Source organism: Paenibacillus sp. V4I9 (assembly GCF_030817295.1).
Classification (GTDB): domain Bacteria; phylum Bacillota; class Bacilli; order Paenibacillales; family NBRC-103111; genus Paenibacillus_E.
Genome location: NZ_JAUSZE010000001.1, coordinates 478,975 through 491,343, shown reverse-complemented (window position 1 = coordinate 491,343; position 12,369 = coordinate 478,975). Strand labels below are relative to the sequence as shown.

Annotated in this window: 7 protein-coding genes; all 7 read right to left on the bottom strand. The window is 46.9% G+C overall.

Annotated elements, in window-relative coordinates; translation table 11 throughout:
- Positions 1-79: 79 nt before the first annotated feature.
- The 7 genes from QFZ81_RS02295 to QFZ81_RS02265 all read right to left on the bottom strand — a co-directional run bounded on the left by QFZ81_RS02295 (position 80) and on the right by QFZ81_RS02265 (position 12,350).
- On the bottom strand, positions 80-1,933 hold the full coding sequence (locus tag QFZ81_RS02295) for a glycoside hydrolase family 97 protein (RefSeq protein WP_307448999.1): 1,854 nt from the start codon (positions 1,931-1,933) through the stop codon (positions 80-82).
- A gap of 97 nt (positions 1,934-2,030) precedes the next feature.
- Positions 2,031-3,665, bottom strand: a complete 1,635-nt coding sequence (locus tag QFZ81_RS02290; protein WP_307601305.1) for an extracellular solute-binding protein — start codon at positions 3,663-3,665, stop codon at positions 2,031-2,033.
- Positions 3,666-3,728: 63 nt separating this feature from the next.
- Positions 3,729-4,625, bottom strand: coding sequence for a carbohydrate ABC transporter permease (locus QFZ81_RS02285; protein WP_307601303.1), 897 nt, complete (start codon positions 4,623-4,625; stop codon positions 3,729-3,731).
- Between the two features lie 11 nt (positions 4,626-4,636).
- Positions 4,637-5,581, bottom strand: coding sequence for an ABC transporter permease (locus QFZ81_RS02280; RefSeq protein WP_307601301.1), 945 nt, complete (start codon positions 5,579-5,581; stop codon positions 4,637-4,639).
- 172 nt (positions 5,582-5,753) lie between these two features.
- Positions 5,754-7,364 (bottom strand): response regulator transcription factor, encoded by a 1,611-nt coding sequence (locus tag QFZ81_RS02275; protein ID WP_307449013.1) that lies wholly within the window; start codon positions 7,362-7,364, stop codon positions 5,754-5,756.
- Entirely contained in the window at positions 7,361-9,157 is a 1,797-nt protein-coding gene (locus QFZ81_RS02270; RefSeq protein WP_307449017.1) for a sensor histidine kinase, read from the bottom strand. The genes QFZ81_RS02275 and QFZ81_RS02270 overlap by 4 nt, the downstream gene beginning before the upstream one ends.
- Positions 9,158-9,176: 19 nt before the next feature.
- Positions 9,177-12,350: a heparinase II/III domain-containing protein gene (locus QFZ81_RS02265; protein WP_307449020.1), complete on the bottom strand. Its 3,174-nt coding sequence runs from the start codon at positions 12,348-12,350 to the stop codon at positions 9,177-9,179.
- Positions 12,351-12,369: the final 19 nt, after the last annotated feature.

The window sequence follows — 12,369 nt, the reverse complement described above, 5'->3', positions numbered from 1 at the left end:
TCCAGCAGGAGCATTGTAGATACCGGTTTTATTGAATATTCCTCCAAATAGAGAAAATGCTTTAGGTTATCTTTGTACATTACATAGGTTTTAAATAAATTGCTGTTCCTCCCGAGCTTTCCAAATGAAACTCAAGTATGGAATCTTTGGTAACCTCGACAGATCTAATACCCACCTTTGTGCGAGTATCAAGTTCCGATACATCTTCATAAATCTGTGCACTATATTTATTCTCAGCATCCAGAAAATGTAGAGGAATTTTAGCAGTACGGGCTTTCTCATTATTAATGCATCCTATAAACCATTTGCTGTCCTTGCGTCTTGCAATAATTGCATACTCTCCGATCTCACCCGATATTCCAATTGACTCATCCCAAGTTACCGGTATTTTCTCCCAGAATTCAATTTCCTCCTCACCATGCCAATCCGAAGGTTTGTCATACCAGAACATCATCTGCATAGGACTATACACAATAACGCCCATAGCCAGCATATGTGCATGTGTTACTTTTAACCGTTTATCAAAATAGCAAAGCGTATAATCACCGGCACCTGCCTGAAAACGCACAAAAGGTAAAGTTGTGTTATGTGTAGCCGTGGGAAAATGCTCATTTCCCCGAATCCCTTCCTGTGTAAGCACATTGGGATAAGTTCGCGAAAGGCCTGTAGGGCGATAGGCATCGTGAATATTGACCATCAATCCATGTTCATGGCACTTTTTTACCGCTTCTACAAGCCATCGTGTCCACTCTTGAGGCCCTACTTTCACAAAACCTAATTTAATGCCTGCGATCCCCATCTCTTTCCATACAGGAAGTGAAGCATCCAAATTCGGTTCTGCTGCCGTTCTGTCCACATAGAGGAAGATCCCGATCCCTTTCTCCTTCCCATAGGAAATGACTTTCCTCAGATCCAAATCCCGGTTGGGATCTTCCCTTGTTGGAACGATCGCCCTATGTTCCGGGGGATCCAACGGTCCGTACCAGCCACCGTCAAAAAGAACATACTGGAGACCATGGTCGGCGCAAAAATCAATGCAGGCAAACGCGCTGGTTGTAGACAGACCCACATCCCGCAACGCTTTTCCAGGCTTTACATATGGAAAATCCTCCTCCTTGCAGGCCTCGCTCAGATTCAGCGCCATGTTGCTCCGGCACAGCAATTCTGCCGCATGGTCGGCAAGAATAAAAGTGCGCCACGGCGTTGCAAAAGGAGCCTTTCCTACTACATGGGAAACCAGGCTATCGCTTTCATCCTCGTTTAATGTAAATCCATATCCCACATAATCAACATCATTGTAAAGTCTGCACATATGTCCTGATAAATGCACTTGTAACGTGTTTTCGGCATGTTCGTCTTTGACAATCAACATCCTGGCGTAATCGGTCAGCCCCGCTTCGTGAATCAGCACATATCCGCCTTCCGGCAGTTGCACGGCAAACGGACGTTCGCAATAGCCGCTTATGTCTCCTACCGGTTTTACACAATATTCCCCTTCGACTCCATGCTCTTCCCAAGCCATACTCCCTGAAGGGAAAGTAAAACCTGTATCTTCCTGAGTAATGGTAAACTCCTTTATTTTTTCCTGCTCCGGTATCACATATTGAAAAGCCGTTCCCTCCGAATAAGCACGCAAACGGATTTCCAGTATTCTTCCCAAGTCATCTTCCACGCAGACGGCTGCCTCTTCGAAGCTTTCGTCAATCTCGGCCCGCTCCCCGTATAGAGGTTTCCACGATCCTTCCACTTTTCGTCTCGTAATATTACTTATTGTAAACTTGTCGCATAAAGAAGGAAAGTTGGCCAGGTGCAGTCCAAGCCTTGAAGGCATAACCACCGTTTGCCCTTTACGTTTCACGTCATACCACAGTTTTCCATCCTGATCCAAACTCAAGCCGATGCTATTCCCGCCATATGATGCTTCTACGATCATCCTTACTCACCCCAACCTTTATTTTCCAAATATTTCATAGGCAGAAGAAGCGTCAAGAAGTTGGCTTGACCGCTCCTTCTGCCTATAAGGTGATCTCCTATTTCTTCCAATCTTTCAGATATAAACGATTCACGGCTTCTGTAAGATCATTTCCGACTTGCTTTTTCCACTGATCGATGAAAGCATCGTAATCTTCAAGCGTTTTCTTGCCGATAATGACCTGAGTATACAGAGAAAGCCACTGATCAAACAACGCTTTCCCCTTAATTGTCAGGTCCTCACCCGAAGGCGAAGTAATCGGTCCAGGAGGAGCCGTTACGGTTACAGTCAAATTATTTTTCCCGTAATGCCCATTCGGATCGTCAATTAAAGTCGCCAATTGCTCTTTAACCGGTTTGGACGTCAATTGCTTCGTGTAATCCCAGTCTGCCCCGACCTGGGCTATAGCCCCCAACCACCCAAAACCTTCTCTCACTTTTGCATCGTCATTATTGAGTTCCTTTTTAACGACCGGAACGCCGTCCACATAATCAAAGGTCTTGCCTTCGACCCCATAACTCCTTAAGGTATACATATCTTTGCTCATCGATCTATTGATAACATCCATGGCTGCATGCAGCTTATCTCTATCTTTCTCTAGTTGGCTTCCAAATGCCACGAAGTACATGCCGTTCAACAAGTCCCCGGCTATATAAATCGGCTTATCTCCTTGCTTTAATGCCGGGTACGGGCCCCAGTCCATTTTAATATTCGGTATTTTTGCAGCAGCCAAATCTGGAGCAGAGCCCGGTATATAAGGCGGCTTCAAGACATTCGCCAAGGGACTCTGAACTTGCATAAAGATGGAATTTCCATTGTAGAAATCATTACTATAGCCAGGAGAATCCATCGTAACCCATTCCGGATTGATGTAGCCATCTTTATACCATTTCTGCAATTGCGCCAGAGCACTCCTCATTTCCGGCATGAACGGACCATACATCAGCTTTCCGTCCTTCATATGCCATCCCTCGACCGAAGTTCCGTATGCTCCCAGTACCCATCTGAAGGAACCCAGAATCCAGTCCTTCCCTCTAGCTGCAACCGGATATTTGTCAGGATATTTCAGTTTATATGCCTTAAAGACGTCATCCCAATCAGCTATGGTCTTAGGCATCGTCTTTCCGAGCTGTTCCAACACATCCGTTCTGACAATCATTCCATAAGGGGTCAGCGAGACTTGCGAACCTGCACCAAATCCTGCAAACTTGCCGTTAACCTTCATCCTTGAGAACATGCTGTCCTTGGAATAACCGTTGTTGGCAAAATTTTTCAGCGCAAGGTTATACACATCCGGCATATACTGCTTAAACTCTTCTTCTGTAAATTTGGCCGTAGCCTTCTCTAAAACCGTCTGACTGCTCCAGGTCAGAAAGATATCGGGCAAATCTTGGGCAGCCAAAAGCAATTGAATTTTTGCCAGGTAGTCGGCATCGGGAACATTCGTCACCTCAAGCGTATTGCCTCCCAGCTTCTTGTTGAACTTCTTCATGACTTCCGAATCTTTATTCGGCGTGATGCGCATTCCGAGCATTTTAAAATTATAGGTTTTCTTCGGCTGCTCCTTTGGCGCATCTGCCGCCGCCGTCTTATCTGCGGGCTTACCGTCAGGCTTCGCGCATGCAACAAGCGATCCGGCCATCAAGACCGCCGCAATTGCTGTGGCTATAATCCTTCTGTTCTTGTTTAACAAAGGTGTTTCCCCCTTCAGCGAAATAGTTTATATTATAACGACAATGTCACTATAATCACATTCCTAGCCTTTCACAGCTCCAATCATAATGCCCTTAACGAAATACTTCTGCAAGAACGGATACACTAAAATGATCGGAGTCACGACAAGCATCAAGATGGCCGACTTAATAGACTCGGGAGTATAGCGGCTGCCCGTATGATCGGCCGTCGGGTCTAAAGCTATCTGATCAGCCCCGGACATCTGATAAGCATCCTGCAAGACATCTCTCAATTGGATCTGCAGCACTTTGATGTTTCCGTTGGTGTTGTAAATCAATGCATCGAACCAGGCATTCCAATGACCGACCATGGTCCACAACGTCACTGTCGCCAAGACCGGAGTAGAGAGTGGAATCACGATTTTGAAGAAAATAGATAACTCGTTTGCCCCATCCATCTTCGCGCTTTCCTCTACTTCATCCGGCAGCACCATAAAAAAACCTCTCATAATCAATATGTTCCATGCCGTGCAAAGACCGGGAAGCACCAAGGCCCAGATCGTATTGGTCAAATGGAGATCCCTTACCAATAAGAACGTAGGAATCAGACCTCCGCTGAAAAACATGGTAAACACGACTAGCCCCATCCACAAAGGACGCCCGTACAATCCTTTCTTGGAAAGCGGATAAGACATCATGGCCGTAACGATTACGGTCAGAAAAGTCCCCAATACTGTTCTCAGTATCGTCCAATAATACGCTTTCAAGATGGACCCGCCGATAAAAATCCGTTGATAAGCATCAATAGTCGGATTCTTCGGAATCAAATGCAAACTGATGATATTCGCTTCCCCCGGCGGACTCAAAGAAATCACAATTTGTTGCCAGAATGGAATGACGATGGTTAGGCACAGCGCCGTCATAAATACTGCGTTGCCAACGTCGAAACTTTTTTCCAAAAAACCTTTCTTCATCCTCATCCTTGCCCCCCTTACCAGATACTGCGCTCTGTAAACTTGCCGACCAGCCAGTTCGCCGATACGACTAATAAGGCCCCGATTACGTCTTTACACAAGCCCACAGCAGTTGAAAAGCTGTATTCGAAATTTTCCAAGCCGATGCGGTATACATATGTATCGATGATATCGGACACCCCGTATACGGCCGGAGAGTACATCGTAAAGATCTGATCGAAGCCGCCATCCAGAATGTTTCCCAAGCGGAGAATGAACATCATGGAAATAACGGGCAAGAGGCTCGGCAAGGTAATATACAAGCACTGCTTAAACCTTCCTGCCCCGTCTATTTTCGCCGCATCATACATATCGTTGCCGACAGTCGCCAGTGCAGCCAAATAGATGACGCTCCCGTACCCCATTTCTTTCCATACATCGGTTCCAATTAATATCGATACGAATGCGCTGGAATCGGCAAGCGGAACTCCGGTTTTCCAACCAAACAATTTGTATATATATCCATAGATGCCGTAACTCGGAGAGAAGACCTGGAACGAAACCCCGGCGACAACGACCCATGAAAGAAAATGAGGCAGATAGGAAATAGTTTGCAATACTCTTTTAAACTTGGCGCGTACGATTTCATTTAACAATAAGGCAAACAGAATCGGCGTCGGGAAACCGAAAAGAATCTTTAAGAAGCTGATTTTCAACGTATTTTCGATCAATGTCCATATATATGGCGACTCGAACAGCCTATTGAAGTATTTGAGTCCGGCCCAGGGGCTGTGCAAAATTCCGAGCAACGGGTCATATTCTTTGAAAGCAATGATAATGCCATACATCGGGTAGTATTTAAAAATCAAAAAATACACCAAGCCTGGCAGCAACAAAAGAAAAAGGTATTTTTGTTTACCTATTTTCACAATAGGATTTGGGATTGACGCAACAAATTGTTTTACCGTCTTTTCAGTTTGCATTCTTTTCACTCCTTATGGTTATAAGTGTAGCAACGTCCGCTATCCATTTGAATGATATTTTGTGCCTTTTTTCTTGATGTTTTGTGACTGCGGATCATTCCCGAAGAAGCAAAAAAAACGTGATCGGTGCGGAGCCGCAACCTGCTCCTCTTACCGAACACGATTCACTCATCTAGCCTCTATCCCATTCCTTAGGCGTAGTCCCCGTCATCTTTTTAAAGATTCGGCTAAAATGTTCAAAGTTGCTGTATCCGCACTTTTCTGCGATCTCGTACAGTTTATATTTATTGCACGCCATCAATTCCTTTGCTTTATCAAGCCTGATACTGTTCAAATACTCGGGAAATGTCGTCCAAAGTTCCTTTCTGATGAGCCTGCTCAGTTGAGACCTGTTCATCCCTACTTCATCGGCAACGAACTGAAGGGATATATCTTTGAAATAATTATCTCTTACATAAAGAATGACTCTGGAAACCGTATCATTATACGTAATGAACTGCCTGGATATCGTAATCAGCAAGTCTTTCAACCATCTGTTCAGCTGTTTTACCGACCAGGTATCATAGTTATTTTCATCAAACTTATGAATATAACTGCCGCAAACCTCCATCATGCCGTTTACTTCCGCAAATTCATTGATAACGATCGAATATTTTTCAAATAGTCTGACGACCTCGCCATACTCCCTAACATTTACTTCCCCTTCTTCAACGCATAAAATTTCATGTGCATTTCTCAAGATATCCGGATTCAGACTCTTCAATGCGCTCCGAAGATATTCGACCCGTTCCGCAATTTGAATTGACTTTTTTGGAGTGTTCTCAAAAGTATTTACATCGCAAAGCAGTTTTCCCTGTCCATAAATATATTTGGATCGGCACGCACTGCAGGCACTTTGATATAGCTCTTTCAAGCAGGAAGTTTCCCCAGGCATCATACATATACCCGCTGAAATTTTGACCTTCAGATAAGCAAGCAACGCTTCCTTCAAATGATCAAAGACTTGGGTGAATGGATCCACCCCCGAGATTTCATCCATTCCTTTGGCATAACAAACAACCACGAATTCCCCCGAGGATGTATAAAAGCTGTCTGCCGTATAATAGTTGCAAAAAACTTCATCGATGATATTAAGCACCGCAAAGGAAAAAAATGGTTCGTCTCCGTTCCATACGTTTTTCATCAGACTATTGAAATTATCGACACTGAATTGCATGACTCTGCAATAGCCCTTAACAAATTTCACATCTAAAGAGATCAAATCCTTTTTAAGGAGATCCTCATCTTTTATATATCCGCGCACGAACTGATTCAGTAATATACCCTTGATATAATGCCTGTTTTCGAAAAGCTCCTTGCGGCTGAACTCAGTCGAATCCTTTCCAAATGCCCTTTCTTCCTTATCCGAATCAAGTTCCTCTGAAACTTGAATTAAAAGCTTTTTAAAACTATCCGTATCCAACTCGGTTTTTAACATATATTCACTGGAACCCAATTTAAAGGCTTCTCTGACCATGTTGAATTCATTATATGAACTAAGGACAAGGATCTTTGCGTGCGGATAAAGCTCCCGGAAATGGCGAATAAGCTCAAGTCCGTCCATCACCGGCATCTTCATATCCGTTACGAGGATATCAATGTTGGTTGCTCTAGCAATTTCAAGGGCCTCTCTTCCATCGGCGGCTAATCCCGCAAGCTGAAAGCCGGTTTCCTTCCATGGAATCATTGTACTTAAAAGCTCTAGGATTTTCTTATTGTCATCTACCAGTAATATATTTTTCATAGCATCCCCCTTTGGATGTATGTGCTCTCGGGATCGTCTGTTGTATAATTCAGGTTTATGATCGCCTTGGTTCCTCTTCCTGCCGAACTCTCAAACCTCAGACCACACTCTTCTCCAAAATATAACTTAATACGCATATTCACATTCGTTAAACCAATACCATTGTAAGACATTCCATGTTCAGGGTGATTGTTCTTCAACTTTTGAATCGTTTCTTCACTCATTCCCAATCCATTGTCTTCGATAACCAACTGAAGCTGTCCATCCCTGATACGGGAAGAGATACGGATTTCGGGGTCTTTCACATGATCTCCGAAGCCATGCAGGATGGAGTTCTCAACCAGTGGTTGAAGCAGCATGTTCGGGATTAAACACTTATAGGATTGCTCACATACGTCATAAACCACATTGATTTTGTCATTATATAAAACTTTCTGTATGTCTACAAAATCATTAATATTGCATAGTTCCGTTTCAAGGGAAACCATACGTCCTGCATTTGCTAGCGTGCGTTTTAACAATCTCGAAAGCTTTTGAAGCATTTCCGCCGTTTCCTGATCATGATGAGAAACTGCTGAAAGCCTTATTGTAGCTAATACATTGTATAGAAAGTGAGGATTGATCTGATATTGAAGCATGCTGATTTCGGTTTCATTTCTTCTTCTCTCTTCCTTAATCAGTTTGTCCAACAGCTCCTTAAGCTGAACGGCCATGTAATTAAAACTCACCGCAATACTTCCGAATTCATCCCTGGACCTGACATCTAATCTGGCGTCAAAATTCCCGTCCTGCAAATTTTTCATAGCAGCTTTAATTTTCTTAACCGGTCTTGCAACGCTTCTGGACAGAAATAAAGCCGCAACGACCAGAATCGCGAACATCAACACGGAAAGAGCCAAAGTCGCAACAATAATATTATTTGTTTCTCCTATAAAGTCTTTTCTGGGCATGCTCTGGACAATTTTCAAATTCCACTTCGGCAGCGTATAAAAAGTGATTACGGAAGTGTCTCTTCCTTGTTCATCAATGTAATATCCGCTTGCGTTGCTTTCATAAGCCCTTCGGTAATCGGACCGATCCTTTATATTGCTGAATATCTGCAGCTTATCCTGACTTGCCAGAACATTGCCTTCGTTATCCGTAATATAGGATTTCCCGTTTCCGGAACCAATCGTATCATTGATTATGGCGGAAAAGCTTTTGATATCCATAAATAAAAACACGCTTCCCACATCTGTATTTTGATAGGAGTTATAATCCGTAAGCTTTCTGCCGTAACACAGATACAGCCCATCCGTTTCGGAGGAATCATCCGACTTGATCGTTCCTCCGAAATAAAGCGCGCCATCGGCGGCAATCGTATTTTTATAGATGCTATCTCCTTTAAATTTCTTATCGTCAAAACTGCCGTTGCCGTATTTATACACAAGTCTTTCGTCTTTGAATACCGCAAAATCCTTGACCATGTCGTCCTCAAAGAAAATAGCGTCCAGCATCTCTTTCATTTCATGCTCGGCAGGAACTGTTTGGTACGACGTTTTATCAAAGCTGTTGGTTTCCACTACCTTCATAAATTCAGGAGTATAGATAATCAGGTCCATATATTTTTTTACGGTTCGCATCTGAACATCCAGATTTTTCGCCTGCTGCTCCAGAGATTTCAAAACAGCGGCGCTGGTTTTTTCTTCTACTACGGACGAGGAAAGACGGTACGAATAGATTCCCATCGTCACTAACGTCAAAATAAGCAGGCTGCAAAAAAAGATCATCAGTCGAAGGTGAATGCTTCTCAAGCGGCAATCCTCCATATTTTTATGTTCGTTTTAATAGCCCCTTACTCGAGATTTGTATGACCTTCACCGTGCCGTCATCCACATTCACATCCGCTTGGATGACCCCGTCCTCTGTTTCCAGGATCAAGAGGGCTCCGTCGATTCGGCTCACACGCATCTCCTGCTTCCCTTTTTCCTTGGGATACAGAACGGTCAGGAACCCTTCCTTGGCGTCGGCCACGGCACGGATATATTCCATCATGGAGATCCCATCATGCCCGCTGTCGAAGAACTGTGTGGAACGCCCCTTCTCCAACCGAAGGGAGTTTAACGAAGTAACGAACACCGTTTCCAGATCCATGGAATAGGCTCCCTCCGAGTGGACCCGGCCGGCTTCAACCCTGCTATTCACAGATGCCACCGGCAGACTGAAGAGTACCTGTCCCTCGAAATCCTCCAAGGTGTCACGGATAATGTAAAGATCCGGGTCCTTAATATAAGTCACATGCCGGATGTGACGGCCGTTGCCTTCGGGATTGCCGATCTCAATCGTAATGCTCTCCACGTCATCGCCGAGCTTGATATCCAGCACTTTGCTGTTTCGCGGAACGTCCACCCAGCCCCGCTCCAGACTGTAGGTCCCCGCCGACAAGTTGATGGGTCCGCCGGTATCCTTCGCTATGCCGGTCTGTCGGGTGGCAAATTGCACGCAAGCGTGAGAGTATGAACTGATATGCCAGCTGGTGCTGCTGTCGAAGTAGCCTTCAATGCCGGAATCCATTACCAGCGGGATGGAATTCTTATACAGAATGAAGGAGCCTTGGTCCAGATGGCCGTGGGCGACAGGCTTGGGACTCGACATGATGGCGAAGTAGCTCTGGTCTCTCTGCCCGGGGTTTTTCCGGAAAATATAAATGCCCGCATCCGGATAATCTCCGGTCGAACGAAGTGCAAGAGGCTTAAACGGAAGGTAGGAATCCCCTTGGCCCATAATATTCTCCAGAATGATGCTTTCTCCCCACAGCCTCTTGAAGGGCTTCCCGGAGGCTGCCCAGGTATAGTACATCCGGTCGGCCAGGTCCCGGTCCATCTTGGCAATATCGGTGAGATAAGTGGCGAAGTAGCCGAATTCCCCGCCGCCGCCCAAAGCATGGTCGCCGAAGGGAGGGGTTCCGACCCGGCCCTCGAAGAACGCATAGCCCGGTGTCTGCATCTCAATGCTGTAACCGAACATTCTCGCAAGCGGCGTCGTCTCAAACCAATTCTCACCCATTACATTGTCCACGGCCTTCGCATAACCCGCGAAACGCTCCAGCGCTGCATGGTGGTACCTGATGGACTCCGGCCATGATGAGTCCGGATTCACGTTCAGCTCCAGCTGGGCCTTCAGAATCATGTCCGCATTGTTCAACCACGTATGGCGGTTGGGGAAGTCGGGCAGCGCCATCATCATAAGTCCGGTGCCCGCGCACATGTCCGTCTGCCAATTACTGCAGCCCTTCTGCGCTTCATATGGCGTCCACTCCGTCCTGTCTCGCAGGTCAAGCATATATCGGAGCATGTATTCCACCATGGCGTAGAACCGCGCCTTCTCCTCCGGAGAGAATACGCCCGCCTCCCGGATGAAGGAATAGCTGACGGCTATGGCGCTGAGCAGTCTTCCGCCTTGTACAGCGCCATACGAATCGTTTCCTTCCGGGCGCAGGTTCGTTACCAGCCAGTGCTCCGCGCCCTGGCAGAAATCATTCAGAATATAGAGGATCGCCAGCTTCACCTTTCGGGCGTAATCGATTTCCTTAGTAAATGCATATTGTATGGCATCGCATTGCATGGCAAGCTGAAAGCGGCCGCCCGGTATGGAGGATTTTCGGTTGAACCAATATTCATTTTGGCCCACCGTGTTCCCCGACTCATCCTTATAGGTGATGAGTGTCTTCAGGCCTTTCTTCAGCTTGCCGTCCAGCTTAGCCTCGAAGGTCAAGGTGTAACCGACGCCGCTATCCACGCGGAATTCCTTCGTATAGGTCCAGGCCCCCTCATCCGTACCTGTCGGATTGCTGATATACAGCGAGTGCTTGGCGCCCCCTTCCTTATCCTTCACCATGATCTGGGAGGAAGGGTTGGCCGTTTCCAGGGCTTGGCGGTCTCCGCCGCCGCAATACGGATAGACGTCCTCCCACTTCAGGACAGGATTCCCCCGGAGCGCCTGCGGCTCCCAGAAGAGAGGGGTTTTCTCCCCTTCGTCGAAGCCCGGGTTCAGGATCTTAAGGCTGCCGCCGCTGGCCGACAGGATCTCCAGATTATCGATCCATACGTGTCCCAGCCCGTCTTCTTCATTCTCTTCGGCAGGCAAAATGAACGAGATTGCCGCCTTCACCGCCCCCTCAGGCGCTTTGAAGTTTACGATCTTGTCTGTGGAGCTCCAAAGATAGAAACGATCGTTCAACGCGTTATAATCCGCTTGACCGCCGGGGATCAGGGAAACGGCCTGCTCCAGATAGTCCAAGGAGTAATGCTCCGCTATTCGGGCAATCTTCCCGTATTGCTCCTTCACCAGCGGATCCGCCGCAACTGTGGCCTTCACCTGCTCCAGTGCAGCTTCGGTCAGATAAAGGGAAGTTGATGGTTCCAGATCGGTACGCAGCACCCTGGAGTGCCGGAACTCCCGAAGGCGGTTGAAGCATTCGACAGTGGCAAGCGCCAGAGTCTCGTCGTCGTCCAAACGCTCCAACGCCGTCTCCGCCTCTTTCAACGACAGCTTCAACCGGACAGCAGCATTCGGAGCATAACACCCTACCTCCGTTCCGGTCCTGGCCTGCTCCAGCACATCCTTGGCCTTGCCGACGGCCGAGAGGGCTCTCTCCTTCAGCCGCCCCAAGCCCCCGGCCATGACATCCTGCTGCTCGAACCACTCCAAGGCCGGCTCCAAGCCGTAATAGGTATAGACCGTCTGCTCCCGGTCGAAGGGAGGCACCATTGTAAACCGCTTGGTGGCGAACAGAACCCCTTCTTCCTCCCTTGGGACAACAAATTGGCGGTTCCGTACAAAGGGCAGGCGACTGTCCCCCGCCAATGTATTCTTGGCCGCCTGGACCATATCGGCCAGCGCCAGCTTGGCCCCGTCCGTGAAGTAACATCCCCTTGCTTCTATCAGAGCCTCCGCCCGGTTCACCAGAGACTGCAATTTTTCTTTTTCGGCAGATATGGCGTTCATTTCTCTATCCCTCCTTTGG

Coding starts and splice junctions, on each gene's coding strand:
- QFZ81_RS02295 (WP_307448999.1), bottom strand. CDS start 1,933: ATGATCGTAGAAGCATCATATGGCGGGAATAGCATCGGCTTGAGTTTG.
- QFZ81_RS02285 (WP_307601303.1), bottom strand. CDS start 4,625: ATGAGGATGAAGAAAGGTTTTTTGGAAAAAAGTTTCGACGTTGGCAAC.
- QFZ81_RS02280 (WP_307601301.1), bottom strand. CDS start 5,581: ATGCAAACTGAAAAGACGGTAAAACAATTTGTTGCGTCAATCCCAAAT.
- QFZ81_RS02275 (WP_307449013.1), bottom strand. CDS start 7,364: ATGAAAAATATATTACTGGTAGATGACAATAAGAAAATCCTAGAGCTT.
- QFZ81_RS02265 (WP_307449020.1), bottom strand. CDS start 12,350: ATGAACGCCATATCTGCCGAAAAAGAAAAATTGCAGTCTCTGGTGAAC.